The sequence below is a fragment of the Pseudomonas sp. AC169 genome (assembly GCF_979258515.1).
The window spans coordinates 998,846-1,025,224 of sequence record NZ_OZ409866.1 but is presented as its reverse complement, the minus strand read 5'-3'; the positions used below and the strand labels follow the sequence as shown (position 1 = coordinate 1,025,224).

Below are 26,379 nucleotides of genomic sequence, written 5' to 3'. Positions count from 1 at the left end.
GGTAGCGCTGTCTGCGCGCTGAGGTGTTATATGAGTCATCCCATCACCGCCCTGGTCATCATGGGCGTTGCCGGTTGCGGCAAGACGTGCGTCAGCGAGGCCCTGTGCCAATTGAGCGGCGCCACTGCCATTGAAGGCGATACTTTCCATCCGGCCGCGAACATCGAAAAGATGAGCGCGGGGATCCCCCTGAACGACGACGACCGCGCCGGCTGGCTCGACAGCCTGTGCGATGAGTTGCGTCGTGTCGATGCGCTGGGCAAACGCCCGGTGCTGACCTGCTCGGCCCTTAAACACAGCTATCGCGAAGTGTTGCGCAGTGCCTTGCCGGGCCTGGGTTTCGTGTTTCTTGAATTGACCCCTGAAGTTGCCGCTGAACGTGTGTCCCATCGTCCGGGCCACTTCATGCCGGCCACGTTGATCGAAAGCCAGTTCGCCACTCTCGAATCGCCGGTAGGCGAGCCGCTGACTCTGGCCCTGAACGCTTCGATCCACAGCGTTGAAGAACTGGCGTCCCAGGCTCACGTCTGGTGGCAGGCCCACGGTCTGAAGCAGGCGGTATGAGTGTGTTGAAAGAGATAGCGCTGTCCTCCCGACTTCTGTTTAACCCGCTTTAATAACAACAACAATCCAGGAGACACCCCCAATGTTTGGCATGTCCCATGAGACGTTCCTGCTGCTCGATGCAGTGGTCACGGTAATCGGCCTGATTATCCTGATCACCAAATTCAAGATTCACCCGTTCATTTCCCTGACTATCGCCGCCGCGTTCCTCGGCCTGACGTCGGGCATGCCGATCGGCACCATCATCAAGGCGTTCCAGGACGGCTTCGGTGGCGTGCTCGGTTTCGTCGGCATCATCCTCGCGCTGGGCACCATGCTCGGCAAAATGATGGCCGAGTCGGGCGGGGCGGATCAGATCGCCCAGACCCTGATCCGTGCGTTCGGTAAAGACAAAGTCCAGTGGGCAATGATGTTCGCCGCGTTCCTGGTGGGCATTCCGCTGTTCTTCGAAATCGGCTTCGTCCTGCTGATTCCACTGGTGTTCATCGTTGCGCGTCGCACCGGTGTGTCGATCATCAAGATCGGTATTCCGCTGCTCGCCGGCCTGTCCGCCGTGCACGGTCTGGTGCCACCGCACCCGGGCCCGCTGCTGGCCATCGGCGTGTTCGGTGCGGACATCGGCAAGACCATTCTCTACGGTCTGATCGTTGCGCTGCCGACGGCAATCATTGCCGGTCCGATCTTCGGTACGTTCATCGCCAAGCACATCCCGGGTCACCCGAATCAGGAACTGGTCGATCAACTGGCCCGTGAAAACGACGACTCGGCCAAGCTGCCAAGCTTCGGCATCACTCTGGTCACCGTGCTGCTGCCGGTGTTCCTGATGCTGCTGAAAACCTTCGCTGACGTGGCGTTGCCGGACGGTCACTTCTTCCGCACCTGGATGGACATGATCGGTCACCCGATCTCCGCGCTGCTGCTGGCGTTGTTGCTGTCGCTGTACACCTTCGGGCACAAGCAGGGCATCGGTTCCCAGCAGATGCTCAAGTGGCTCGACGCGAGCCTGGCGCCAACCGCGGCGATCATCCTGATCATCGGTGCCGGCGGTGGCTTCAAGCAGATGCTGGTGACCAGCGGTGTGGGCGACGTGATCGGCCACATGGCCGTGAGTGCGCAGATTTCGCCGATCCTGTTGGCGTGGCTGGTGGCAGCGGTGATTCGTATCGCTACCGGTTCGGCGACTGTGGCGACCATCACTGGCGCGGGCATTGTAGTGCCGGTGGTGGGGATGATCCCAGGCGTCAACCGTGAGCTGCTGGTGCTGGCTACCGGTGCCGGTTCGCTGATTCTGTCCCACGTGAACGATGCCGGTTTCTGGCTGGTGAAGCAGTACTTCAACATGACCGTGGCCGAGACGTTCAAGACCTGGACGGCGATGGAAACCATCCTGTCCATCGTTGCGTTGGGCTTTATCCTGCTGTTGTCGCTGTTCGTTTAAGCGGCTTCACGCAGACACAAAAAAACCGCAGCGATGCGGTTTTTTTGTGGGTGATCGTTCCCACGCTCTGCGTGGGAATGCCTCAATGGACGCTCTGCGTCCGCTTTGGGACGCGGAGCGTCCCGGGCTGCATTCCCACGCGGAGCGTGGGAACGATCTGTGGGTCAGGCGGAAGTTTTCGGAGTCAGGCCATCCGCCCGGAACATGCCGCGAATCCCGCGTACAGCCTGACGAATCCGGTCCTGGTTTTCGATCAGCGCAAAGCGCACGTGATCGTCGCCGTACTCACCAAAACCCACCCCCGGCGAGACGCACACCTTGGCTTCGGCCAGCAGTTTTTTGGCGAACTCCAGCGAACCCAGATGCGCGTACTGCTCAGGAATCTTCGCCCAGACATACATCGACGCTTTTGGATTCTCGACCATCCAGCCCAGTTCATGCAGGCCTTTGACCAGCACGTTGCGGCGCTGGCGATACTGCTCGGCGATGTCGCGCACGCATTGCTGATCGCCTTCCAGCGCAGCAATCGCCGCCACTTGCAGCGGGGTGAAGGTGCCGTAGTCGTGGTAGCTCTTGATCCGCGCCAGCGCGTTGACCAGTTCCGGGTTGCCGACCATGAAACCGATCCGCCAACCGGCCATGTTGTAGCTCTTGGACAGGGTGAAAAACTCCACCGCGATGTCCTTGGCGCCCGGCACCTGCATGATCGACGGGGCTTTCCAGCCGTCGTAGACGATGTCGGCGTAAGCCAGATCGTGAATCACCAGCACATCGTATTGCTTGGCGAGGGCGATCACCCGCTCGAAGAAATCCAGCTCCACACACTGTGCGGTCGGGTTCGACGGAAAGCCGAGGATCATCATTTTCGGCTTCGGAATCGAGCCACGAATCGCTCGTTCGAGTTCGTCGAAGAAGTCCACGCCTGGCACCAGCGGCACCGAACGCACCTGGGCGCCGGCAATCACCGCACCGTAAATGTGAATCGGATAACTCGGGTTCGGCACCAGCACGGTGTCGCCCTGATCCAGAGTGGCCAGCATCAAATGCGCCAGGCCTTCCTTGGAACCGATGGTGACGATGGCTTCGCTTTCCGGGTCGATATCGACCTCGTAGCGCTGCTTGTACCAGTTGGAAATCGCCCGGCGCAGGCGCGGAATGCCCTTGGACGTCGAGTAACCGTGGGTGTCTTCGCGTTGGGCAACTTGCACAAGTTTTTCGACAATGTGCGGCGGCGTGGCGCCGTCGGGGTTGCCCATGCTCAAGTCGATGATGTCTTCACCACGACGCCTGGCGGCCATCTTCAGCTCGGCGGTGATGTTGAAAACATAAGGGGGGAGTCGATCTATGCGCGCAAAGCGGCGCGGCGAACCTTGTTCAGCCATTGTTGCCTCGGATAACGTAAGCGCCCGGAACCGTCCGAGCGACGCTGGTCACTGCGGTGACCTGTGGCGGAAGATAAGGTCAGTGATGGCATACTGTCCAGCGCGTTTTTCAACAAATTTTGCCCAAGGAAATCGGTAGATGGAATTCACCAGCGGCTTCTTGCTGAGCCTTTCGCTGTGCCTGGATATCGGCGTAGCCAACATCGCGATGATCACCTTGGCGATGCAGCGCGGTTACTTTCAGGGCTTTGCGCTGGGCCTCGGCACCTGCGTCGGCGACCTGATTTACGCGGTGCTGGCGCTGGCCGGCATGACGGTTTTGCTGCAATACGAAACTGTGCGTTGGGTGCTGTGGATCGGCGGTTCGGCGCTGTTGATCTACTTTGCGGCAAAGATGATTTACTCGGCGATCCATCACGAAGCGCAACTGGCCGCGACCGCCGAGGTGGGGCAGAACTCCCATCGCAAAGAATTCTTTCGGGGGATTTTCCTCGCCATGTCGTCGCCGAGTGCGATTCTCTGGTTTGCAGCGGTCGGCGGCACCTTGATCGCCCGTTCCGGTGGCGGCGGCCCTTTGAGTTCGGCGCTGTTCCTTGGCGGTTTTCTCTGCGCCGGGCTGCTTTGGTCGGCGGGTTTATGCTTCGCCGCGAGCCACGGCGGCAAGCTGCTGGGCGACAAGCTGTTGCGCTATTCCTATATGGCATCTGCAGCGATCTTCTGCTATTTCGCGGTTTACGTGATCGTATCCGGCTATAACGAGTTTGTCGGTTCGGGTGCCGTCGAGCAGTTGCATTCGCTGTAAGCGTGCGAATTGGGTTTGGCTTTCTATACTCCCAGCCGAACCCCTTTTTTTGTGCCAGGAGTCGAGTCATGGATGAGCAAACACGCGTCGAAGTGGCTGAACCTCGCTTCGAACATGGACACTTCCTGCTGATTGCAGGCTTTCGCGGTCGATTTACTCAAGACACAGCCAAAGACATCCCGGCGCTGTGGGAAAAGTTCTTGCCGCACCTGGGAAAGATCCAGGGACAAAAAAACGAAGTGACCTACGGCGTCTGCAGTAATTTCGACGGCAAGGGAGGCTTCGATTACATCGCCGGGGTGGAAATCAGCAAGCTCGATGACCTCGACCAGAAGGTATACCAATGGGTCGAAGTGCTGCCTCGCCAGTACGCAGTGTTCGAGCACAAAGGACCGCTCGAACAGTTGCCGCAAACCCTGCAATACATCTACAAGACCTGGTTGCCGACCTCTCATTACGTGGAACTCAATGCCCCGGAGTTGGAGCGTTATAGCGCCGACTTCAACCCGAAGAAGCACACCGGCAAACTGGAAATCTGTGTGCCGGTCGATACCAAGGCTTGAGCACACAGCCAAAAAGGCGGATCACTGATCCGTCTTTTTGTTTGCGCGATGAGCGCATCGATATGGCTCCCTGATTCCTTTATCCTTTCGGCACTTTCTTCTGCTGATTTCCGAGCTGCCATGAACACCGTCATTCGCAACGTCACCGCCGCCGATCTGGACCGCTGCTACGCCATCGAAACCGTTGCCTACGAGGGCGACGAAGCGGCCACTAGCGAGAAGATCGCCACGCGCATCGCCACCTGGCCGGAAGGTTTTATCGTCGCTGAGGTGGATGGCGTGGTCGCCGGTTTCGTCAATTCCGGTGCGGCGTTTGACGTGCAGATGTCGGACGAGGCGTTCAAGGAACTGATCGGCCATGACCCAAAAGGGCCGAACGTGGTGATCATGTCGGTGGTGGTGCACCCGGATTATCAGGGGCAGGGGCTGGCGAAGCGTTTGATGGGCGAGTTCATCGAGCGGATGCGCGGGATGGATAAGGCGACGATTCATTTGATGTGCAAGGAGAAGCACATTCCGTTGTATGCCGGGTTTGGTTTTGCCTACATCAAACCGTCGGAGTCGGATCACGGCGGCATGGCGTGGCACGAGATGATCCTGACCCTCTGATTCAACCCCGATGCTGATCGTTCCCACGCTCTGCGTGGGAATGCAGCCGGGGACGCTCCGCGTCCCAAAGTCGTGACGCAGAGCGTCACAAGAGGCATTCCCACGCGGAGCATGGGAACGATCATCGACGGCAGTTTCAGTAAAGGGTGTCGCTTACTCTTTTTGGCGCTTCCCGGTCGTAGGTGTCGGCGTCAAAATCGCCATCGTTCAGGCGCTTGTGGAACGCGCCGGCAGAGGGCAGGGCCGAGCGCGGCAGATGCGTTTCCGGGTTCCACGCATCCGAGCGGACGAAGGCTTTCGAGCAATGAAAAAACGCCGCTTCCACCGTCACCAGCAACACCGTTTTCGCCGGTTTGCCATTCACCGCAAAACTCTCCAGCAATTGCGGCTCCGCGCTGATCGTCGCCGTGCCATTGACCCGCAACGTCTCGCCAATCCCCGGAATGATGAACAACAACGACACTCTCGGATCGTGCAGGACATTGCGCAAGGTATCGATGCGGTTGTTGCCCGGGCGATCGGGCAGGGCGAGCGTGCGTTCATCAATGATCCGCACAAACCCGGCGTTGTCGCCGCGCGGTGAATTGTCGAGGCCATCAGCCCCCACCGAGCTGACAATCACCAGCGGCGAGAGTCGCACCATCGCCTGATAATCCTCGTTGAGAAAACCGATCTGCTTGCGCACCGCCCGCTCGTGGGGCAGTCCGTAAATCGCTTCCAGTGCTTCGATTGAGTCGATCATCGTTGCATCCCTCGATGACTTAGAAAACCAGCCCCATGCGCCGTTCGTAACCGATCCGGCCCTTGTACGCTTCGCCGCTGTCGACATAGCCGTGTTTGGCGTACAGCGCGATGGCCGCATCGTTATCCGCGTCCACCGACAATTCCAGTCCCTTGATCTCCGGCCACGCCTGACGCGCAACCTCGGGCAGCGCTTGCAGACAGGCCTTGCCGTAACCCTTGCCCTGCGCGCGGCGATCGACCTGCAACGCATGCAACGTGGCGCTGTGTTCATCGGCCCAGGCCGGCAACACCGGCGGGCGCTTGAGCAGCAGAAACGCCACCGGCACGTCATCCGCGAGCAGCGCAAAACCTTTCACGCCGGGGCCGGGCTTTGACAGCAGCGTGTGCAAGGCACCATGAATATCGCCAGAGAACTTGATCTGCTTGGCATGGATTTCAATCGCCTCGACTTGCTCACGCTGCAAGGCGTTAAGGCTGTCGTACGGCACGAGTTGGGCTGACACGGGAATTTCCTTTTTCCTACAAGGTAAGTCGCGGATTCTAGCGATTTTGTCTTCTGTAGAATTCTTTTTGTTTGCTCTGTCGATCTGCCCAATCGCCGAACGACTAAAGGTGTCTTCACAACAAAAACCACGGAGAACACCATGAGCGCACAATCTGAAATCCAGACCCTGATCAACACCTACCGCGAAGCCGTCATGACCAAGGACGTGGAGAAAGTCATGGCGTTGTACGCCGACGACATCGTCTCCTTCGACGCGATCAAGGCCCTGCAATTCAAGGGCAAACCGGCCTACCGCGAGCACTGGGTGGCGTGCATGGAAATGTGTCCCGGCCCGCACGTCTTCGAATTTCACGAAATCGCCATCGAAAGCGCTGACAACATCGCTTTCGCGCACTGGGTTGCTAATTGCGGCGGCACCAACGACAAAGGCGAAACCCAGAGCTGCTGGATGCGCGTCACCGCCTGCTATCGGCAGGTCGGCGGGGCATGGAAAATCGCCCATGAGCACTGGTCGGCGCCGTTCGATCCGATGAGCGGCGCGACCCTGTTCGATGTGACTCCCTGATCTTCAGCCATAGTTGATCCGTCCGATTCAGGAGAACGCCATGAAGTATTTATGCCTGGTCTACAGCGATGAACGCCTGCTCCATTCATCGCCCGACAGCCCGGAAGACGCCGAGTGCTGGGCTTACGCCGAGTCGATTCAGGGCAGCGGGCGAATGGTCGCGGCCGAGGCGTTGGAGTCGGTGCAGACCGCCACCACCGTCAGGATGCGCAACGGCAAACTGTCGATCACCGATGGCCCGTTCGCTGAAACCAAGGAGCAATTGGCCGGGTTCTACCTGATCGACGCCAAGGACCTCAACGAAGCGCTTCAGGTCGCCGGCAACATTCCGGCGGCGCGGGTCGGCAGCGTCGAAGTGCGCCCGGTGCGGCAGTTGAATGTCTGAAGTCCGCGCGCGGGTCGAGCAGGTCTATCGCGAAGACTCGCGGCGGATTCTGGCGACGCTGATTCGTCTGCTCGGTGATTTCGACCTCGCCGAAGAAGCCTTGCACGAGGCGTTCTTCGTCGCGGTCGAGCGCTGGCAACGCGACGGCGTGCCGGACAATCCGCGCACTTGGTTGGTGTCGACCGGGCGTTTCAAGGCGATTGATGTATTGCGCCGCCGTGCGCGGTTCAAGGCCTCGCAGCCGTTGCTGCTGGCGCAACTGGAAGAACTCGAACAGGCCGACTGGAGTGGCGAAGACGTGGAAGACGATCGCCTGCGGCTGATCTTCACCTGCTGTCACCCGGCACTGGCGGCGGATGCGCAAGTGCCGCTGACCTTGCGTGAAGTCTGCGACCTGACCACCGAGGAAATCGCCCGCGCCTTTCTCTGCGCGCCAGCGGCGATTGCCCAGCGCATCGTGCGGGCGAAAGCCAAGATCCGGGATGCGAAAATCCCTTATCAAGTACCGAGCCTGAGCGAATTGCCCGAGCGCCTCGACAGTGTGTTGCGGGTGATTTATCTGGTGTTCAACGAAGGCTATTCGGCGTCGGTCGGGGCTGAGTTGACCCGTGAAGATCTGACGCGAGAGGCGATCAGGCTGGGGCGACTGTTGATGGAATTGCTGCCGGAACCGGAAGTGATGGGGCTGTTGGCGATGATGCTGCTGCACGAATCGCGACGCTCGGCGCGCACCTCGCCGGACGGCGAATTGATCTTGCTCGACGATCAGGATCGATCATTGTGGGACAGCGAGTTGATCACTGAGGGTTGTGCACTGGTCGAGCGTGCGCTGACTACGCGGCGGTTTGGGCCTTATTGTTTGCAGGCTGCGATTGCCGCAGTGCATGCGGAGGCGCCGTCAGCAGTAGAAACCGATTGGGAGCAGATCGTTGGTTTGTATGACGTGCTGTTGCGCGCGGTGCCTTCGCCGGTGATCGAGTTGAACCGGGCGGTGGCGGTGGCCAAGCGTGATGGGGTGTTGGCCGGGTTGAATCTGATTGAAGGGATTCTTGATCGCGGCGAATTGCAGGATTACCACTTGGCGCATTCGGCGCGGGCGGAGTTTTGTCGGCAGTTGGGTCGGGTGGAGGAGGCGCGGTCGGCGTACCTTCGAGCATTGGAATTGACGCGGCAGGAGCCGGAGCGGCGGTTTATTGAAGGGCGGCTTTCGGCGCTGGAATTGCCCTCACCCTAGCCCTCTCCCAGAGGGAGAGGGAACTGATTGGGGGATGCTGTAGAAGTACGCCGACCTGAACGCTCAGCGGTGAATCCATGATCGAACCAAATTTCACGACCCTATATACCGCAGCAATCAATCCATAATCGACTCGGTCTCTCAGGTCGATGTCTGACGCAAGACACCTCGGTCGGCTCCCTCTCCCTCCGGGAGAGGGCTGGGGTGAGGGACTTTTAAGCGCATATCCAATCAATCCATAATCGACTCGGTCTTTCAGGTCGATGTACTACGCAAGACACTGCGGTCGGCTCCCTCTCCCAGAGGGAGAGGGAACTGATTGGGGGATGCTGTAGAAGTACGCCGACCTGAACGCTCAGCGGTGAATCCATGATCGAACCAAATTTCACGACCCTATATACCGCAGCAATCAATCCATAATCGACTCGGTCTTTCAGGTCGATGTCTGACGCAAGACACCTCGGCCGGCTCCCTCTCCCTCCGGGAGAGGGCTGGGGTGAGGGACTTTTAAGCGCATATCCAATCAATCCATAATCGACTCGGTCTTTCAGGTCGATGTACGACGCAAGACACTGCGGTCGGCTCCCTCTCCCACCGGGAGAGGGCTGGGGTGAGGGGCTTTTGAGCTCATATCCAATGAATCCATAATCGACTCGGTCTTTCAGGTCGATGTCTGACGCAAGACACCTCGGTCGGCTCCCTCTCCCTCCGGGAGAGGGCTGGGGTGAGGGGCTTTTGACTTCAGGCTTGCCAGCGATCAGCAGCGCCGCTATTCCAGCATCTTGCTCAACAACCAACTCCCCGCCGGCCCCGGCGGATACAGCCGCGACCACAAAGCATCGACAAACACAGGCTTAGGCCAGCCGCGCACCTTCAATTCCACCAGCAAATCATTGCCATAACGCTGCGCCAGCCAACGCGGCAACGGCGCCCAGCCAAAGCCTTTTTCGGCCATTTCCAGCAGCATCAGATAACTCGGCGCCGACCACACCCGACCTTTGCCACGGCTGTCATACGGATTGACGATGGTCGCCAGACGCAATTCGCGATGCTGCTCGAGGATCTGCTGATCAATGTGATCAAGCTTGGCCAGCGCATGGTCGCGATTGACGAACAAGGCGATTTCGGTGCGCTCGGCCACCGTCGACGTCACCAGATCCGGTGGGTAGCTCTCTTGCATTTCGGCGAACGCCAGATGCGCGCGACCGCGCTGCACCAGTTCGACCAGGTCATCGCATTCGGCGATCAGACATTCCAGCTCCAGATCCGGATAACGCTGCTCAAACCCGACCAACGCCGCTTCAAAACGGTACGACTGATAGGTGTCGGAAATCGCCACGGTCAGCTTCGGCTCGACGCCTTGGGACAACTGCCGCGCGGTCATTTCCAGACGACTGCTGGCCGCCAGAATCGCCTCGGCGCGTTGCAGCATCACATGCCCGGCCGGGGTCAGCGTCGGTTTGCGGCTGCTGCGATCAAACAGCTGCAGATCCAGATCTATCTCCAGGCTGGCCACCGCCGCGCTGATGGTCGACTGACTGCGCCCGAGTTTGCGCGCCGCCGCCGAAAACGAACCTTGCGTGGCAGCCTGGACAAACGCCAGCAGCACTTCTTGCGAGATCATCAACTATCGCCTTGATCGATGGTTACTGGTTATGAAGTATCGATGCGAGCATAGATCATGGCAACCATCTTCATTCAAGGACTCAGGCCATGACTGCCCACAAATCCATCACTGAACGTATTTTCCAGGCCATCGGTTTCGAACTGCTGGCGATTCTGATCTGCACCCCGTTGCTGGCGTGGATCATGCAAAAACCGATGCTTGAAATGGGCGCGGTGACAGTCCTGATCGCCATGCTGGCGCTGGGTTGGAACGTGGTGTTCAACCGCTTCTTCGACCGCCTGCTGGCGCGAATGAATGTTGCACACAACGCCTGGGTACGGGTGGTACACGCGTTGCTGTTCGAAGGTGGCCTGATCGTGATGGGCGTGCCGCTGATTGCCTGGTGGCTGTCGGTCAGCCTGTGGCAGGCGTTTTTGCTCGACATCGGCGTGTTGCTGTTTTTCCTGCCATACACCTACGTTTACCACTGGGGTTATGACGTGGTGCGTGAGCGCGTGATGATGCGTAATGCGTGTCAGGGTTAAACAAAAAAATCGCAGCCCGAAAGGCTGCGATTTTTTCTCCCCGATATCTACAGAAACATCCCGCCGGATGCCTCGACCCGCTGACCATTGATCCACTGCGCGCCAGGCGACAGCAACAACGCCAGCGCTCCGCCAATATCATCCGGCTGACCGGCACGACCCAGCGCGGTGTTGTCGGCGACCATCGCATTGACCGCCGCGTTGTCGCGAACGGTGCCGCCGCCAAAGTCGGTTTCAATGGCGCCTGGCGCCAGAATATTCACCCCGATTTGCCGCGCGCCCAGCTCTTTGGCCTGATAGCGGGTCAACACTTCCATAGCACCCTTCATCGCCGCGTATGCGCCGTAACCCGGCAAGCTGAAGCGGGTCAAGCCGCTGGAGATGTTGATGATTCGCCCGCCATCGTTGATCAGCGGTAACAGTTGCTGAGTCAGGAAAAACGGTCCTTTCAATTGAATATTCATCAGCAGATCGAACTGCTCCGGCGTGGTGTCAGTGAACAGCGCGAGCACGCCAATCCCGGCGTTGTTGATCAGGAAATCAAAACGCTGACGTTTGAAGGTTTCCTCTAATGCTTGCTCTACCTGCGCAGCGAAACCGGCAAAACTTTCGCTACGGCCAACGTCCAGTTGCAGCATCCCGGCTTTGCCGCCGAGAGCCTGCACTTCGGCAACCAGTGCCTGGGCTTCATCGGCGCGGCTGTTGTAGGTGCCAATGATGTCGATGCCTTGCGCGGCGAGGTGCAGGGCGGCATTTTTACCCAAGCCACGACTGGCGCCGGTGATCAATGCGATTTTGCGGTTCATGGTTTTTCCTCGATTGCCGTGAGTGATCAGGTGATGGATCAAAGTTTATTTATCCGCCCTGTGGTGATAAACAGACTGAAACCGGAATCACTGATCGCTTGAGCCGAACAATCAACAGGTGGCCCATGAACAAACTGGAACTGCTGCGCACCTTTGTCCGTGTCAGCGAACTGTCGAGTTTCACCCTCGCTGGCGAGAGCTTGGGCTTACCGCGATCGACCGTCTCCGAGCATGTGCAAGCGCTCGAAGCCCTGCTCGGCACACGCCTGCTGCAACGCACCACGCGCAAAGTACAGGCGACTCAGGACGGTCTGGTGCTGTACGAACGCAGCAAGGATCTGCTCTCGCACATGGACGAGATCGAAGGCTTGTTCCGACAGGACGAGGCGTCGCTGACCGGGCGCATTCGTGTCGATATGCCGAACATTCTCGCGCGGCGCCTGATCATGCCGCGCTTGCCGCAGTTCATGGAGCGTCATCCGAATCTGGAGCTGGAAATCAGCAGCACTGATCGCCGCGTCGATCTGCTCAGCGAGGGCTTCGATTGCGTGGTGCGCATTGGCGCGCAGCCGGATCAATCGGTGGTCGCCCGGCACCTCGGTGACTTCCCCATGATCAATTGCGCCAGCCCAGCGTACCTCGAACGCTACGGTGTGCCGCAGTCGCTGGAAGATCTCGCGCAGCATCGACTGGTGCATTACGTCGGCGTGCTCGGTTCGCGCTCGGAAGGGTTTGTGTACGAGGAGGGCGGGCAGGTTAAGCGCTTGCCGATGGCTGGCAGCATTACGGTCAACAGCACTGATGCTTATGAGTCGGCGTGCCTGGGCGGATTTGGTTTGACGCAGGTGCCGCGCACCGGCATGCAACCGCATCTGGAAAACGGCGAACTGCTGACGGTGCTGCCGCAATTCACGGCGCCGGCGATGGGGATTTCATTGCTGTATGCGCGACAGCGGCATTTGCCGTTGCGGGTGCGGGTATTCATGGATTGGCTTGGCGATCTGATTCGCTCCGCGCTCTAACTGACACCACACATCGAACTGTGGGAGCGAGCTTGCTCGCGAAGACTGAGTGTCAGTCAATTCAGAGTTGACTGATCCACCGCTTTCGCGAGCAAGCTCGCTCCCACAAGGAGATTTCTGCTGATTAGAAGATCTGGGTGAACAGCCAGTAAAGACTGCCCGACAGCAGGATCGCCGCCGGCAGTGTCAGCACCCACGCCATCAACAGATTGCGGATGGTCTTCATCTGCAACCCGCCACCATTGGCGACCATGGTCCCGGCCACGCCCGAGGACAACACATGCGTGGTCGACACCGGCAAACCAAACATGTCCGCCGCGCCAATGGTCAGCATCGCCACGGTTTCCGCCGAGGCGCCCTGGGCATACGTCAGATGCGTCTTGCCAATCTTCTCGCCGACCGTCACTACAATCCGCTTCCAGCCGACCATGGTGCCCAGGCCGAGGGCGATGGCCACGGCGATCTTCACCCACAGCGGAATAAACCGCGTGGCGTTATCGATCTGTTGCTTGAACAGTTGCAGTTTGCTGCTGGTATCGGCGTCGAAATTGCCGACCTTGTTCTTGTCCATCAGGCGAATGCTTTCGCTGGCCAGGTACATGTCGTTACGCACGTTGCCCATGGCTTCGGCCGGGACTTTCGCCAGCGAGCCGTAGCCTTTGACCTCTTCGCCGATGTGCCCGGTGAGGGCGGCGAGGGCCGGGATCAGTTGCGGCGTGGCTTCCTTGCTGCGCACGTAATCGGAGAGGACTGCACGTGGATCGGCCGGTGTCGGCAGCGGTGCACTTTTCACCAGCGCTTGCTGGGTGACTTGCGCCACAGCGGCGAACTGCAGCGATTGTTCTTCCGGCATGGTGCGGTTCAAGGCGTAGGCCATCGGCAGCGTGCCGACCAGAATCAACATGATCAGGCCCATGCCTTTCTGGCCGTCATTGGAACCGTGGGCGAAGGACACGCCGGTGCAGGTGGCGATCAGCAAACCGCGAATCCACCACGGTGGCGGCGCGTTGCCTTCCGGTGCCTTGTACAGCGAACGGTTCTTCACGAACGCGCGCAGTGCCAGCAGCAACAGCGCGGCGCAGCCGAAGCCCACCAATGGCGACAGCAGCAACGCGTAACCAATCTTGGTCGCCTGTGCCCAATCAACACCGCTGGTGCCGTCGCGGCCATGCATCAAGGCATTGGCCACACCGACGCCGATGATCGAGCCGATCAGCGTGTGCGAAGACGACGCCGGCAAACCCAGCCACCAGGTGCCGAGGTTCCACAGGATCGCGGCGATCAACAGAGCGAAGATCATCGCGAAACCGGCAGAAGAACCGACCTGCAGAATCAGCTCCACCGGCAGCAAAGCGATGATGCCGAACGCCACCGCGCCGCTCGAGAGCAACACACCGAGGAAGTTGAAGAAGCCCGACCAGACCACAGCGACATTCGGCGGCAGCGAGTGGGTGTAAATCACCGTCGCGACGGCATTGGCGGTGTCGTGAAAACCGTTGACGAACTCAAAACCCAGGGCAATCAGCAGCGCCACGCCGAGCAACAGGAACGGCGTCCAGGTGGTGACCACCGTGCCGAGTTCGTGCATGTCGTGCATCAGGCTGTAGGCGGTGAACAACATACCCATCGCCAGCACGGCGAAAAAAATCACGTAGGTAAACGGGCTGGTTTTCTTGTCGAGGGCCGGCCTGCCGCTGGCGGCGGACGCGGGGCTGGCGGTCAGGGAGGGAGTAGCCATGAGCGGACAATCCTGAGCGAGGGAAGGAGTGTCGTCCATGATCGTTGCAGAATGTTACAGAGAGACTGCGTCAGGTCAGTGTTTGCGGTTTTAGCCCCACCGCTGATCCGAAGACTGAAGAAGATCCCTGTGGGAGCGAGCTTGCTCGCGAAAGCGGTGTGTCATCCGACAATGATGGTGCCTGACATTCCGTCTTCGCGAGCAAGCTCGCTCCCACAGGGATCTGCGGTGGTAGTACATTCCACGGTCAGTAGTCTCCGCGTTTACGAAACGCCCAACGCCCGGCAATCACGGTAAACGTCGCCACCAGCGCGACCAAAATCCAGAACCCTTCGGGGTCCTGCGACAACGGCACCCCGCCCACATTCATCCCGAAAAACCCGGCAATGATGTTGATCGGCAGCGCCAGCACAGTCACCACCGTCAGAGTAAACAGCGTGCGGTTGCTCTGTTCGTTGAGGTTGGCGGCGATCTCTTCCTGCAACAGTTTGATCCGCTCGCCGAGCGCGGTGAGGTCGTTGATGATCAGCGCAAACTCCTCGGTGGATTTGCGCAGCTCCTTGACGTCCTCCTTCTGCAACCAGGGCGGCGGCCGATTGAGCAGACGCAGCAGCGAACCCGGCTCCAGCGCCAGCAACCGTTGCAAACGCACCAGCACGCGCCGGTTGGCACCCAGTTCGGCGCGGTTGGTCGACAGTCGCGAGGAAAGCAATTCGTCCTCGACCTGATCGACGCTCATGCTGGTCTTGCGCACGATCTGCGTCAGCACTTCGCCTTGATCACGGAGCAGGTGCACCAGCAATTCCGAGGGCGAACGAAAGCGCTCGCCGGCCTTCACCGACGAGCGCAATTTGTCCACCGAGTGCAACGGTTGCAGACGCGCGCTGACGATCAGTTTGCTGCGCACACAAACCCAGAGCGTCGACACGTCCGAGGAGACCATGCTGCTGAGGTTGAACACCACATCGTTGACCACCGCCAGCAACGCCGAGTCGACATGCTCGATACGTGTCGAACGCGAGCCTTCGTGCAGCGCCTCGAAAAACTCTTCGGGCAATTGCAGATGACTTTTCATCCAGCGCTCGCACGCCGCGTGGGCCAGATTGAGGTGCAGCCAAAGGAATTCACCCGTGTCGTTGTCGTCCTGCAAACAGCGCAATGCCGTGGCCGAATCAACTTCGCGACCGCGTTCGCCGGGCAGGAAGCGATAGCCATAGAGCAGGCCAAACAGATCGGGATCGCGATGGCTGATGTCGAGGCTGTGGTTCATGAAGGCTCGCTGCGAGGAGGGCGTCTGGCGTGGTTTTTACAGATTCACCTGAGCCGCATCATCGCGAGTGAATATGACGATTTGGTGAACGCCGGATGACGTCATTTGCGAGTTGCTCGCGTGTGTACCGGTTTGGATACCGAGTCGGTACACAGTCGATCTCAAATTGCGGCGGCCGTGGTCGATGACCGGTTATCTATCACCGGCATTGGAGCCTTTCCATGGTCAGCATCACTTCTGTTTCGATCAATCAGACTGTCAGCACACCTTCCAGCAAAACCGCGATCACCGACGTCGGTGACGACACGTCTACTACCGCAACCGCCAGTACGGGCGCGACGGCCGATACCGGTAAAGTTGCCGCCGGTGGTGGGGCCGCTCCGGCGGGCGACAGCAGTTCCAGCAGCAGCGAAGAATCGGATTCGGTGAAAGAGCTGCGCAAGCAGATTGCCGAGTTGCAGAAGCAATTGCAGGAAGAGCAGCAGGCGTTGCAAGCGGCGCAGGCCAAGCAGGAAAGTTCGGATGCGAAGGTCGCTGAGGTGGCTGCCGCCCAAGCGCAGATCACCGCCACCTCGGCGTCCCTGTCCACCGCAACAGCCTCGCTGTTGCAGGCGTTGCAGGACTCCGACTCGAGCACCTCGGGTTCGCTGGTCAGCACCTCCGCGTGATGCCCTTCCCCTCACCCTAACCCTCTCCCAAAGGGAGAGGGGACTGACCGTGGTGACTATTCGAGTTACGCCGACCTGAAATATCGAGGCGCACTCAGGTCTTGAAAAAGCCCCCGATCGGCTCCCTTTCCCCCTCGCCCCTTGGGGGGAGAGGGCTGGGGTGAGGGGGAAAAAATCTCACTAACAACCAATTAAAAAAGCCGAACACAAAAAAGCCGCACGATCTCTCAATCGTGCGGCTTTCGGTGGTGCGTTCAATCAAGTGTCTTGCTTGTTGCTCAACACCTTGCCAGTGGTCGCATCAAAGTCCACATCGAACTCTTTACCATCAGCCGTCTTCAGCTCAACTTCATACTCATAACCGTTGAAGTGGTTATCCAGATCCGTGTCAGTAATAGTCGCACCCGGATGCAGTTTCAGCGCTTCGGCGTTCATCGACTCCAGCGACTTGATCTTGCCGGACTTAACCAGTTCAGGAATCTGGTCAACGCGAACATCAGCCTGGGCCAGGCCAGCGGTAAGAGTCAGGGCAGCGGCGGTAAACAGGGCAGTCAAAGTTTTCATCGGTTCATTCCTTGGTTGATTCGTTTAAGTGGCCTCAGGTTAACCAGTGCAACTTAACTCACCCTTAAAATCCCGAACCCCAACAAAACGGGCAAGCCATGCACCTGCACAAAACCTGTGGGAGCGTGGCTTGCCCGCGATGAAGGCGCCTCGATTTCAGATCAGAAACCGTTGTTCTTCAACACCTGATCAACGCTGCCAGCCGCCGGGCGTTTATAGAACTTCAACAGTTCGCTGGCGCGGTTGGTGAAGATGCCGTCGACACCAGCGGCCATGACTTTCTCGAAGTCCACCGGCTCATCGACGGTGTAGACGTGCACCAGCATGCCCTGATCGTGGGTGTACTGGTTCATCCACGGTTGCACCAGATCCGAATAGCTCTGATCGCCGCCCTTGGTCAGCTTCGCCGAAGGACCGGTACCGATCGCACCTTGCGCCTTGGCGTAATCCACCCATTGCTTGAATTCGGCTTCGGACTTCGGTTCTTGTTTACCGTAGAAAACGTTTTTGTCTTTCTCGCCGGATTCGGCAAACGTCACTTTCGATTTCGGCTCGATGCTGCCTTCGCCGACCCACAACAGGAGGATTTTCGGCACTTGCGGCATTTCTTTTTGCAGCAGTTCGAGGCTGTTTTTCTCGAACGTCTGCAGGATCACTTTGCCTTTGCCCTGACCGACGCCCAGTGCGCTTTTCGCCAGTTTCGAACCGGCCGGGCTCAGCCAGCCGCGATCCTGCAGTTTCTCTTTCAGGTCTTTCTCGATCCCGGGAAACAGTTGTGGCTCCTTGGTCTCGATGTACAGGCCGGGCTTGTGTTGCGGGTTGGCCTGGGCGATGTCGATGATTTCATCGAGGGTCAGAATTTTCAGCCCGGCGTAGGATGGGCGGGCGCGATCCGGGTACTTGGCGTTGAACCAGCTACCGGCGTCGAGGGTTTTCAGTTCGGCCATGGTGAACGCGGTGGCCGAAGCGTCCTTGCGTTCCGGGAATTTGGTGGCGACGTCGGTGGTGCGTTGCAGGTTGTCGTCGTGCAGGGCGAACAGCACGCCGTCCTTGCTGCGCTGCAAGTCCATTTCCAGATAATCGGCGCCGAGATCGCGGGCCAGTTTGTAGGACGCTGCGGTGGATTCCGGTGCATCGAACGAAGCGCCACGGTGAGCGATCACCGCCGGGTGCGGGATACCGTTGGCGGCAGCGACCGCGTCGGGATCGCTGTGGCTGGCGGCGTGGGCCTGACCGAGGCCGAGCAGCAGGCTCAGGACCAGAGCGCTTTTGGTGAAAGTGGCGGGCATGTTCGAGTTCCTTTCGCAGGGCATTTTCAAAGACGTACCTTTTAACAACTGAATCGATTGCGTGCTATCGCAGGACCGACATAAACGTATTAAAAGCGATTTTTCCTGCACTTTTGTGGCGCCGTTTGCAGTACGCTTGCCCTCGGCAGACGTCCCGGCAGAGGGCGCGCCGCTCAGTTGCCCTGCGTGTAAACCATCGATCACCTTTCGTGAGGTTTACCATGCGCATCACCTCCCAACTCATCTGCCAGGCCGCCGACGATCTCAAGGGATTTGTCGGCCTCAACCGTAAAATTGGCCAGTACATCGTGCGCTTCAGCGAAGATTCGTTCGGCATGGACGTGGCCGATGACGGCATTATTCCCGTGAATGAATTCGTCTGGGCGCCGGCAACTGCGCAGACCATGACGCTTAAACGCGAGTTGATTCAGTTGTTGCTGGATCAGCATATCGATGAGCGGATCAACATCACCGAGCCGTTGCGGGTGTATATGAGCAAGGTTGAAGTGCCGGAGATTGAGGCGGTGCGCAGTCTCGTGCGCGGCTGAAGTTTTGCTGTGAAGCTAAGGGCCTCTTCGCGAGCAAGCTCGCCCCCACATTGGATCGGCGTCGATCACAAATCCACTGTGGGAGCGAGCTTGCTCGCGAAGGCGGCTGCCAATGCGCTGCCATTTTATGACCCGAACCGATACTCACGCTCAACCCGGCACACCCGCGTATGAAACGCCGAATACCACTCCAAACGCCCACGGGCCTGAATCACCTGATGCTCGGGATGCTGCCGCCACGCCAGAATTGCCGCTTCGCTATCCCAATACGACACCGTAATCCCGACGCCATGCGCCCCTCGAACCGACTCGACACCCAGAAACCCCGGCTGCTCACTGACCAATGCGGCCATACGCTCAGCCGCCTCGGCATAGCCGTTATCACCCTCGGTTCGGGTCGAGGTAAAAATCACCGCAAAGCAGGCAGTCATCAGTGTCGCTCCGCACAAGCTTCAACAAACGCGCGCACCAGCGGCGGCATCAACCCTTTGAGCGCCGCGCGTTCCGGTTGAAACAATGTCGCCACAAAGAACGGATGATCCTTGAGTTCAACCGCGCGTAAATCCCATGACGAATCATGACCGACAGCTTGTAGCCCATCGTTCAACAATTCCTGTTCGAACAGCGGATTCACACCGAAGCGGCAGCGATAACCTTCACGAATTTGCGACGTTTCGTACGCCTTGGCGATCAACGAACCGGGCACCAAGTGAATACTGTCCACCGCTTCCACTAGCGAACAGGTCAGCGGCGTGAGCACCGCGCGTTCAGATCCGGGTGATGTCTCACCATGCTCGGCATTAGCCCAGCCCAACACATTGCGGGAAAATTCCAGCACCGCATGTTGAAAACCGCCGCAGGTACCAAGGAAAGGGCGCTGCTGTTCGCGGGCAAAACGGATTGCCCGCAGTGCGCCGTCTTCGCTTTTGTAAGGGCTGGCGGGGACGCACCAGAAACCGTCGAAGTGCTCGAGTGGCGTATCGGCGTGGATCTGCTCGGTGGGCAACCATTCGAATTGCACGTTGCGGTCGAGGTGTTCGGCGACGAGACCGAGGGCGACGGGAATGGCTTGGTGAGCGGTGACTTGCGGATCGTAGTCGCCGATCAGGGCGATACGGATGGCGCTGTTTTCCATGGGAAGTCCCTGCGCTTGTTGATGAATGGCACTCACTATAGATTGGCGTTCACGCACTCAACATTGGCGTTTCCCCAAGTGATCAATGCAGCCACGCACTATCAGCTCGACTACCCCGATCTGGCCCTGATTCTGGCCTTGGTGCGTGGCGGCTCTCTGGCCCGGGCTTCACAGCTGTTGAAAGTCGACGTTTCGACAGTGTTCCGTGCCGTGCGCCGACTCGAAGCTGCACTCGGCCAGCAACTGTTCGAAAAAAGCCGCGCCGGTTACTTGCCGACAACCCTCGCGCAGACACTGGCCGAGCAAGCCGAACGCGCCGAACAGGCACTCGAAGCCGCGCGGATCGGCGTGGAGCAGGGCGGCGAGGTGGTCAGCGGCACGGTGCGTCTGACCTGCACTGATTCTGTGTTGCAAGGCTTGCTGCTGCCGGCACTGGCGCAGTTCATGCCGAATTACCCTGCATTGACCATCGAACTGAGCACCTCCAACGATTTCGCCAATCTCAGCCGCCGCGATGCCGACATTGCCTTGCGCCTGACGCTTACACCGCCGGAGCATCTGGTCGGACGGCAACTGGCGAAGATCTCCTACCGGGTCTGCGCCAGTGCGGGTTATCTGCAGAATGTTGATGCATCGGATCTGGCCGCGCTGACCTGGATCGCCCCGGATGACTTTCTACCCGATCACCCGACCATCGCCTGGCGTCGGCAGCACTTGCCCGGCGTCACTCCGGGCTATCGTTGCAACAGTATGTTGTCGGTGACGGAGCTGGTTCGTGCTGGTCTCGGTGTGGCGGCATTACCGGATTTTCTGATCACCGAGGGTATGCAGGCGTTGAGCGAGCCGCTGCACGGTTACGACACCGCGTTATGGCTGCTGACCCGCCCGGATTGCCGGGCGTTGCGTTCGGTGGTGACGTTGTTTGATGAGTTGGGGCGAGCGTTGCGACTACCGTAATCAGGGCCGGCCTCTTCGCGGGCAAGCCCGCTCCCACAGGTTTAGCGGTCGTACACAACACGTGTAGTCGACTTGGTCCTGTGGGAGCGAGCCTGCTCGCGAAGGCGGCGCCTCGGTTTATCGCCCAGACACAATCTTGATTCCGCCGACTATTACGAGTGACCGCACCTCACCCCGGTGCCCGCTCATTGGCAAACATGCTCACGGCATCCACCGCCTCGCTGGCGCCATCACGAATCTGCAAAATTACCGTGCCCGCCTGATTCGCCAACTCAACCCCTTCTGCCGCGCGGCCCCGGGTACCTTCCATGCTCTTGATGGCCTGCCGGGTCTCGTTCTGGATCAAACCGATCATGTTGGAGATCTCCGCCGTCGAGCCGCTGGTTCGAGCCGCCAATTGCCGCACTTCGTCAGCGACCACGGCAAATCCGCGACCTTGTTCACCGGCGCGCGCGGCTTCAATTGCGGCATTGAGCGCCAGCAGATTGGTCTGGTCGGCAATCGCGCGGATCGTGTTGACGATGGCGGTGATCTGCTCAGATCGTTCCCCAAGTTGTGCAATCAGCGTTGAAGATTCGGCAATGTCCTCGGCGATTTCACGCATTTCACTGGCGGCTTGCTGGATCACCTGCGTACCTTGCTCGGCGACTTTTCGGGTTGCCACGGAGATGTGATACGCCGCGCTGGCACTGCGTGCGTCCTGCTCGTGTTGCTCGACCCGGGCAGTCACATCCGAAGCGAATTTCACCACTTTGCACAAGCGTCCGGAAGCGTCGTAGACCGGGTTGTAGTTGGCTTCGAGCCATACGGTTTGCCCGCGTTTATCTACGCGCTCGAACTGTCCCTGGAAAAGCTCGCCCTGGTTCAAGCGCCGCCAGAAATCCTCGTAAGCGCTGCTGTTGACCAGTGCCGGCGTGCAGAACAAACGGTGATGTTTGCCTTTCAGCTCGGCGAGGGTGTAACCCATGCGCGTCAGAAAATTCTGATTGGCCGTGAGAATACTGCCATCGAGGTTGAATTCGATGACCGCCATTGCCCGGTCAATCGCCTGCAGCTTGGCGTTGGCTTCGCTTTCCTGCTGCACCTTGGCGGTCACGTCCATGGCGTACTTGACCACTTTCACCACGCGACCCGAGGCATCCTTGATCGGGTTGTAACTGGCTTCAAGCCAGATCGGCTGGCCCTTGCCGTCGACGCGTTCAAACGTACCGGACTGAAACTGGCCGTTTTTCAGGCGTGACCACAAATCAGTGTATTGAGCACTACGCCCGAATTCTGCTGTGCAAAAGCGCCGATGCGGCTGGCCGATCGCTTGTTCGGCGCTGTAACCCATGGTCTTGAGAAAGTTGTCATTGGCACGCAGCACCACGCCATCGAGGTCGAACTCGATCACCGCCATCGAGCGATTGATCGCATCGAGCAGGCCAGCTTGTTCGGTGAGGGTGCGCTGAAGATCGTCGACGACGGCTTTGTGGCGATTGAAGAACATGTTCGAAGTACTCTGAAAGTAGGGAAGATCGAGGATTCAGTCCCTATTTCCGCGCCGGCAGGCCGAATGCGCGGACGGCATTCGGCTATGACTGCTCAATGCCAGTATTCCTTAGCTGGCAGATGGCTACTTATACAAAACTTCATAAACTTGTACAAGAAAGTAATTATTTGTAATTTTGTATAACTTTTTAGGCGCTAGCGTTGTCCGCCGCGGCACGGCTCAAGGCTACGCTGATGGTGTTGCGCCCCGTATGTTTAGCGGTGTAGAGCGCTTTGTCGGCATCGTCCAGCCAGTCCAGTGCGTCCTTGTACAAGGATTGATAGCGCGCCAAACCGATACTCAGGCCCACTCGCAACTCTGGCACGTGCGGATGACGATACTGCTGCAATGCCTCGCGCAATTGCTCCATCAGGGCTTCGGCCTTGTGCAGTGGCAGTGTCGGCAGGATCACGCAGAACTCGTCACCGCCGTAGCGCCCGGCCAATTCGTACTGATCCAGCAGGCGCTTGAGCTCTTTACTCAATTGCCGCAGCACCTCATCCCCGACGATGTGCCCGAAGCTGTCGTTGATCTCCTTGAAATGGTCGATGTCGATCAATGCCAGCGTGGCTTGGCTGTTGTGTTGGCGGCACTGTTTGAATCTCAGGTGCAGCAGGTCTTTCCAGGCGCCATGGTTGACTAGGCCGGTGAGGCTGTCGGTACGGCTGAGGGCGCTCAGTGCGCGTTTGTGTTGAGAGAGTTTGATCGCCAAGCGATAACAGACCATGCCCAGTGCCAGTGGATACAGGGTGAGCATCGGCAGGCAGGCCCAAACTTGCGTTTGGGTCATCGTCAGACTGAATTTGACACCAAAGATCATCCAGCCCAGCAAAACGCCGGCGAGTTGGGCGAGGGCGCCGAACACGAACAGCCGATAGCCACCGGCGGCGACGTTGTTCATGGTCATCATCGACAGGATCGTCACGGTGGTCAGCGGACTGAACTGAAAGCACGCCGCCCAGAAACCGCCGCACAGCGAGTCGTACAGCAAATTGCGCCGTTCAGCCTGATAGGGGAAGGCCGAGCGAGTGGAGATCTGATAAGCCAGATGCGGCCAGGCAAAACCGTTGAACATCAACAACGCCCAGATCCAGCCGGGCATGTTCAGCGGAGATAAAGCCGCAGCGACGCTGAAGAATCCCACGCCCAGACCAATGGCTCTGGGCAGGTAAATACGTCTGGCGAATGACAAGCCTTTGCCGCGTTGGTTTTCCATGATGCCCTGCGCGAAATTCATCCTGAAATACTTTGCTGTATTTTCTCAGGCTAACCGTTCGTCGGTCGATTGTCGGACATTGTCATTTATTCCAACGGGAATAATCAGTGTCCTTCCGAGCCATTTAATCGGTGGCTCGCGCAGGAGAGGGGCGATTTAGAGCTGATAGTGGGCCAGAAACATTTCCAGTGCCGATTCAGCGACGGTAGCCTGCATATCGACATCTAGGGCGGCGCGGCCCATCGACATCTGCGGCCAGAAGCCAAAGGTCTTGAGCAACCCTTGCACCTGATGCGCTGCGAATTCCGGGTCGACCGGTTTCAATCGACCGTCGGCCTGCGCAGCGCGAATCCACACGGTCAGGCCTTCTTCGCGCTCGCCCATGCGCTCGACCATATTCTGCGCGCGCTCTGGCGAGTGGATGGTGGCGGCAATTGCCACCCGTGCCAGGGTCAGAAAGTTTTCGTCGGCCATCAACTGCACTTTGGCCTGGAGCATTTGCCGTAATTGTTCGCGCAAGGGCTGCTCGCGGTTGTAGGTCACTGCTTGCTCAGCGCTGATTCGTGTCCACAACTGGTTGAGAATTTCGGCAAACAACTCTTCTTTGCTGGGGAAATGGTTGTACACCGTACGCTTCGACACACCGGCGGTGGCCGCGATTTTGTCCATGCTGGTGATCTCGAAACCGTTAGCCCGGAATTCGGCAATCGCCGCCTGAATAATGGCTTCGCGTTTACGGTCGGTGAGTCGCAGTGGAGCTGTCATAAGTACGCTTCGGCAGAGAAAAGATGAAATTACACTTGGCAGTTTACTTGTCATCCGCTTTGATGCAACCTAGAAACTACACCGATCAGTGTAATGTTGCGTTAATCCTCGCAGTCTAAAAACCAGACAGTTCGGCCTATGCGTGCAGCTTTGGCCATTTATCGTCCCACCGTGGAAAAACCGTGAATTGCGCGGTTTTTCTGGAGTCATTCAGTCATGGCCAATCCAGTTTCGATCCCGGATAACACATCCACGCCTGAAGCCTCGCGGCAAAATCAGGGGCTGTTTCGCAATCACGCACCCGTGCAACGCGAAGGCCTGCGCAAAATGCTGCGGATCATGTGGAACATGATTTTCCACAAACCGCGCAACACCCGGCCCGCAGCGCCGATCCCGGTGCAGGCGTTGACTCGAGAAGCGTTGTTGGCGGCGCCCAACCACAGCGTCTATCGCCTAGGTCATTCGACCCTGCTGCTGAAACTGCGCGACAAATTTTTTATCACCGACCCAGTCTTCGCCGAGCGCGCATCGCCGGTGCAGTGGGCCGGGCCGAAACGCTTCCACCAACCACCGATCAGCATCGACCAGTTGCCACCGATCGAAGCGGTGATCCTGTCGCACAACCATTACGACCACCTCGATTACCAGGCCGTGCTCAGGCTGGCCGCCAAGACCAACCTGTTCCTGACCCCGCTGGGCGTCGGCGACACGCTGATCAAATGGGGCATCGATGCCAGCAAAGTCCGCCAGTACGATTGGTGGCAGGGCGCCGAAATTGCCGGCATCCGTTTCGTCGCCACACCGTCCCAGCACTTTTCCGGCCGTGGCCTGTTCGATGGCAACAGCTCCCTGTGGGCGTCCTGGGTGATGATCGACGGCGACACCCGGATCTTCTTCAGCGGCGACAGCGGCTACTTCGACGGCTTCAAACGCATCGGCGAACTGTACGGCCCGTTCGACCTGACCCTGATGGAAACCGGCGCTTACAACGTCGAATGGCCGCACGTGCACATGCAGCCCGAAGAAACCCTGCAAGCGCACATCGACCTAAAGGGCCGCTGGCTCTTCCCGATCCACAACGGCACCTTCGACCTGGCCATGCACGCCTGGCACGAACCGTTCGACCGGATTCTGGCACTGGCGTGGGAACGCAGTATTTCCATTACCACGCCGCAGATGGGCGAGGCGTTTAACATCGCTCAGCCGCAACGGGGTGAGGCGTGGTGGTTGGCGGTTGAAGGGGAGAGTGAGGGTGTGATGCAGAACGCCTGATCAGATGAAGACGGTTCGCGCCTAAGGGGGCGAACCGGTTGCTCCAGAAACAAGCCCTGAAATCTTACGGCTGTAATCAGCCATAGTAGTAACCGACACTTCTCGAAATTTTCCACGAAGTAATTGCTGCAGGTTCTCCAGAGGTATTCCCAGTCTTTGTGCGGCTTCAGATTCGCTTTTGTCGGTGGACTCGATGAGCGAGATCAATTTGGTCGCGTACTCGGACTTGAGCAGCATCTCGCCTGCATGCTCAAGCTCTAAATCTTGATAAACATTGCCTGTGCTTTCTTCGATCTCGCTCATGTTTTTATCCTTACTCAGCCATCGCAAAATCCCCACGCCCCATCGCTTCCGACGACACGCCCTGAACACTCGCACTACGCCCCGGTGCAAACCCGGGAAAGAACACCAGCCCCTGCGCCTCGAACCGGTAAGCCAACGCCAGTCGCGCGGCATCCGCGACATCCTGCTGCGCTTCAAACCGTTGAATGTCTTCAACCGAAACTTCAGCTTCCCGCGATAGCTGTTCCACGCTCCAGCCCAGCATCGCTCGGGCCTGGACGCTGTGCGTCGGGGTGAACTGGAAAAGGGCAATGCGTTCGAGGATGTGGTTCATCGCAAGAGAGGCCATGGTGTGCTCCGGGCTCAAGAGTGCT

At 58.8% G+C, this 26,379-nt stretch carries 29 protein-coding genes and 2 pseudogenes; 14 read left to right on the top strand and 17 right to left on the bottom strand.

From position 1 onward, the window contains the following. The first annotated feature begins 30 nt into the window (after positions 1-30). Positions 31-564 carry a gluconokinase gene (locus tag ACZZ0G_RS04635; protein ID WP_463555452.1) on the top strand — a complete coding sequence of 178 codons (534 nt, stop codon included), beginning with the start codon at positions 31-33 and terminating at the stop codon, positions 562-564. 82 nt (positions 565-646) lie between these two features. Next, positions 647-2,002, top strand: coding sequence for a GntP family permease (locus ACZZ0G_RS04630; RefSeq protein ID WP_463555451.1), 1,356 nt, complete (start codon positions 647-649; stop codon positions 2,000-2,002). A 164-nt stretch (positions 2,003-2,166) separates the two neighbouring features. Here the strand turns inward: ACZZ0G_RS04630 and alaC are convergent, their stop codons facing one another. After that, positions 2,167-3,384 (bottom strand): alanine transaminase, encoded by a 1,218-nt coding sequence (gene alaC, locus ACZZ0G_RS04625; protein WP_150652114.1) that lies wholly within the window; start codon positions 3,382-3,384, stop codon positions 2,167-2,169. A gap of 139 nt (positions 3,385-3,523) precedes the next feature. Between alaC and ACZZ0G_RS04620 the strand changes: the two genes are divergently transcribed. From ACZZ0G_RS04620 to ACZZ0G_RS04610, 3 genes are all read left to right on the top strand, one after another. Then, complete coding sequence (locus ACZZ0G_RS04620) at positions 3,524-4,186, top strand: LysE family translocator (protein WP_201228197.1); 663 nt, start codon at positions 3,524-3,526, stop codon at positions 4,184-4,186. 68 nt (positions 4,187-4,254) lie between these two features. Further along, complete coding sequence (locus tag ACZZ0G_RS04615; protein WP_456024842.1) at positions 4,255-4,749, top strand: GyrI-like domain-containing protein; 495 nt, start codon at positions 4,255-4,257, stop codon at positions 4,747-4,749. Between the two features lie 120 nt (positions 4,750-4,869). Then, positions 4,870-5,358, top strand: coding sequence for a GNAT family N-acetyltransferase (locus ACZZ0G_RS04610; RefSeq protein WP_463555450.1), 489 nt, complete (start codon positions 4,870-4,872; stop codon positions 5,356-5,358). A 136-nt stretch (positions 5,359-5,494) separates the two neighbouring features. Here the strand turns inward: ACZZ0G_RS04610 and ACZZ0G_RS04605 are convergent, their stop codons facing one another. Both ACZZ0G_RS04605 and ACZZ0G_RS04600 read right to left on the bottom strand, forming a co-directional pair. Continuing rightward, positions 5,495-6,100, bottom strand: a complete 606-nt coding sequence (locus ACZZ0G_RS04605) for a pyridoxamine 5'-phosphate oxidase family protein (protein ID WP_463555449.1) — start codon at positions 6,098-6,100, stop codon at positions 5,495-5,497. Between the two features lie 19 nt (positions 6,101-6,119). Beyond that, on the bottom strand, positions 6,120-6,605 hold the full coding sequence (locus ACZZ0G_RS04600) for a GNAT family N-acetyltransferase (RefSeq protein WP_463555448.1): 486 nt from the start codon (positions 6,603-6,605) through the stop codon (positions 6,120-6,122). Between the two features lie 141 nt (positions 6,606-6,746). Between ACZZ0G_RS04600 and ACZZ0G_RS04595 the strand changes: the two genes are divergently transcribed. The 3 genes from ACZZ0G_RS04595 to ACZZ0G_RS04585 are packed head-to-tail and all read left to right on the top strand — an operon-like array spanning position 6,747 to position 8,791. Continuing rightward, positions 6,747-7,172, top strand: coding sequence for a YybH family protein (locus ACZZ0G_RS04595; RefSeq protein WP_463555447.1), 426 nt, complete (start codon positions 6,747-6,749; stop codon positions 7,170-7,172). A 40-nt stretch (positions 7,173-7,212) separates the two neighbouring features. Further along, positions 7,213-7,557 carry a YciI family protein gene (locus tag ACZZ0G_RS04590; RefSeq protein ID WP_077574226.1) on the top strand — a complete coding sequence of 115 codons (345 nt, stop codon included), beginning with the start codon at positions 7,213-7,215 and terminating at the stop codon, positions 7,555-7,557. Then, positions 7,550-8,791, top strand: a complete 1,242-nt coding sequence (locus ACZZ0G_RS04585; RefSeq protein ID WP_463555446.1) for an RNA polymerase sigma factor — start codon at positions 7,550-7,552, stop codon at positions 8,789-8,791. The genes ACZZ0G_RS04590 and ACZZ0G_RS04585 overlap by 8 nt, the downstream gene beginning before the upstream one ends. A 769-nt stretch (positions 8,792-9,560) precedes the next feature. Here ACZZ0G_RS04585 and ACZZ0G_RS04580 read toward each other — a convergent pair. Continuing rightward, positions 9,561-10,415, bottom strand: coding sequence for a LysR family transcriptional regulator (locus tag ACZZ0G_RS04580; protein ID WP_463555445.1), 855 nt, complete (start codon positions 10,413-10,415; stop codon positions 9,561-9,563). Between the two features lie 89 nt (positions 10,416-10,504). Between ACZZ0G_RS04580 and ACZZ0G_RS04575 the strand changes: the two genes are divergently transcribed. Then, positions 10,505-10,942, top strand: coding sequence for a multidrug/biocide efflux PACE transporter (locus ACZZ0G_RS04575; protein ID WP_463395163.1), 438 nt, complete (start codon positions 10,505-10,507; stop codon positions 10,940-10,942). Between the two features lie 47 nt (positions 10,943-10,989). On the opposite strand, the gene ACZZ0G_RS04570 is transcribed toward ACZZ0G_RS04575, so the two are convergent. Continuing rightward, entirely contained in the window at positions 10,990-11,748 is a 759-nt protein-coding gene (locus ACZZ0G_RS04570; RefSeq protein WP_463555444.1) for an SDR family NAD(P)-dependent oxidoreductase, read from the bottom strand. Between the two features lie 125 nt (positions 11,749-11,873). Between ACZZ0G_RS04570 and ACZZ0G_RS04565 the strand changes: the two genes are divergently transcribed. Continuing rightward, positions 11,874-12,770: a LysR family transcriptional regulator gene (locus ACZZ0G_RS04565; RefSeq protein ID WP_463555443.1), complete on the top strand. Its 897-nt coding sequence runs from the start codon at positions 11,874-11,876 to the stop codon at positions 12,768-12,770. A 124-nt stretch (positions 12,771-12,894) separates the two neighbouring features. Here the strand turns inward: ACZZ0G_RS04565 and ACZZ0G_RS04560 are convergent, their stop codons facing one another. Further along, on the bottom strand, positions 12,895-14,508 hold the full coding sequence (locus ACZZ0G_RS04560; RefSeq protein ID WP_463555442.1) for an inorganic phosphate transporter: 1,614 nt from the start codon (positions 14,506-14,508) through the stop codon (positions 12,895-12,897). A gap of 247 nt (positions 14,509-14,755) precedes the next feature. Next, on the bottom strand, positions 14,756-15,778 hold the full coding sequence (locus ACZZ0G_RS04555; RefSeq protein ID WP_463555441.1) for a transporter: 1,023 nt from the start codon (positions 15,776-15,778) through the stop codon (positions 14,756-14,758). A gap of 221 nt (positions 15,779-15,999) precedes the next feature. Between ACZZ0G_RS04555 and ACZZ0G_RS04550 the strand changes: the two genes are divergently transcribed. Then, positions 16,000-16,446 carry a hypothetical protein gene (locus tag ACZZ0G_RS04550; protein WP_463555440.1) on the top strand — a complete coding sequence of 149 codons (447 nt, stop codon included), beginning with the start codon at positions 16,000-16,002 and terminating at the stop codon, positions 16,444-16,446. Positions 16,447-16,704: 258 nt separating this feature from the next. On the opposite strand, the gene ACZZ0G_RS04545 is transcribed toward ACZZ0G_RS04550, so the two are convergent. Beyond that, positions 16,705-17,010, bottom strand: a complete 306-nt coding sequence (locus tag ACZZ0G_RS04545) for a PepSY domain-containing protein (RefSeq protein ID WP_007917758.1) — start codon at positions 17,008-17,010, stop codon at positions 16,705-16,707. 161 nt (positions 17,011-17,171) lie between these two features. After that, a complete protein-coding gene (locus ACZZ0G_RS04540) occupies positions 17,172-18,299 on the bottom strand; it encodes a glycerophosphodiester phosphodiesterase (RefSeq protein ID WP_463555439.1) in 1,128 nt (375 codons plus the stop codon). 221 nt (positions 18,300-18,520) lie between these two features. Between ACZZ0G_RS04540 and ACZZ0G_RS04535 the strand changes: the two genes are divergently transcribed. Further along, positions 18,521-18,847, top strand: coding sequence for a DUF2025 family protein (locus ACZZ0G_RS04535; protein WP_463555438.1), 327 nt, complete (start codon positions 18,521-18,523; stop codon positions 18,845-18,847). A gap of 125 nt (positions 18,848-18,972) precedes the next feature. Here ACZZ0G_RS04535 and ACZZ0G_RS04530 read toward each other — a convergent pair whose 3' ends face one another. Together ACZZ0G_RS04530 and ACZZ0G_RS04525 are read right to left on the bottom strand one after the other, a co-directional pair. After that, positions 18,973-19,278 carry an antibiotic biosynthesis monooxygenase family protein gene (locus ACZZ0G_RS04530; RefSeq protein ID WP_463555437.1) on the bottom strand — a complete coding sequence of 102 codons (306 nt, stop codon included), beginning with the start codon at positions 19,276-19,278 and terminating at the stop codon, positions 18,973-18,975. After that, the gene (locus tag ACZZ0G_RS04525) at positions 19,278-19,982 is read right to left on the bottom strand and encodes a CTP synthase C-terminal region-related (seleno)protein (RefSeq protein WP_463555436.1); all 705 of its coding nucleotides are present in this window, start codon (positions 19,980-19,982) and stop codon (positions 19,278-19,280) included. The genes ACZZ0G_RS04530 and ACZZ0G_RS04525 overlap by 1 nt, the downstream gene beginning before the upstream one ends. A gap of 15 nt (positions 19,983-19,997) precedes the next feature. Between ACZZ0G_RS04525 and ACZZ0G_RS04520 the strand changes: the two genes are divergently transcribed. Next, entirely contained in the window at positions 19,998-20,939 is a 942-nt protein-coding gene (locus tag ACZZ0G_RS04520) for a LysR family transcriptional regulator (RefSeq protein WP_463555435.1), read from the top strand. A gap of 169 nt (positions 20,940-21,108) precedes the next feature. On the opposite strand, the pseudogene ACZZ0G_RS04515 reads toward ACZZ0G_RS04520, so the two are convergent. From ACZZ0G_RS04515 to ACZZ0G_RS04500, 4 genes and pseudogenes are all read right to left on the bottom strand, one after another. Then, positions 21,109-21,546 (bottom strand): annotated as a pseudogene (locus ACZZ0G_RS04515) (methyl-accepting chemotaxis protein); the annotation flags it as partial. A gap of 108 nt (positions 21,547-21,654) precedes the next feature. Next, positions 21,655-22,338, bottom strand: a pseudogene (locus ACZZ0G_RS04510) (PAS domain-containing protein); the annotation flags it as partial. Between the two features lie 280 nt (positions 22,339-22,618). Then, a complete protein-coding gene (locus tag ACZZ0G_RS04505; protein ID WP_463558820.1) occupies positions 22,619-23,686 on the bottom strand; it encodes a diguanylate cyclase in 1,068 nt (355 codons plus the stop codon). A 156-nt stretch (positions 23,687-23,842) separates the two neighbouring features. Further along, on the bottom strand, positions 23,843-24,451 hold the full coding sequence (locus ACZZ0G_RS04500; RefSeq protein ID WP_463555434.1) for a TetR/AcrR family transcriptional regulator: 609 nt from the start codon (positions 24,449-24,451) through the stop codon (positions 23,843-23,845). 216 nt (positions 24,452-24,667) lie between these two features. Between ACZZ0G_RS04500 and ACZZ0G_RS04495 the strand changes: the two genes are divergently transcribed. After that, complete coding sequence (locus tag ACZZ0G_RS04495) at positions 24,668-25,723, top strand: MBL fold metallo-hydrolase (RefSeq protein WP_463555433.1); 1,056 nt, start codon at positions 24,668-24,670, stop codon at positions 25,721-25,723. Between the two features lie 21 nt (positions 25,724-25,744). Here the strand turns inward: ACZZ0G_RS04495 and ACZZ0G_RS04490 are convergent, their stop codons facing one another. Together ACZZ0G_RS04490 and ACZZ0G_RS04485 are read right to left on the bottom strand one after the other, a co-directional pair. Then, a complete protein-coding gene (locus tag ACZZ0G_RS04490) occupies positions 25,745-26,026 on the bottom strand; it encodes an XRE family transcriptional regulator (RefSeq protein WP_463555432.1) in 282 nt (93 codons plus the stop codon). Between the two features lie 10 nt (positions 26,027-26,036). After that, positions 26,037-26,354 carry a helix-turn-helix domain-containing protein gene (locus ACZZ0G_RS04485; RefSeq protein ID WP_242208248.1) on the bottom strand — a complete coding sequence of 106 codons (318 nt, stop codon included), beginning with the start codon at positions 26,352-26,354 and terminating at the stop codon, positions 26,037-26,039. Between the last annotated feature and the right edge of the window lie 25 nt (positions 26,355-26,379).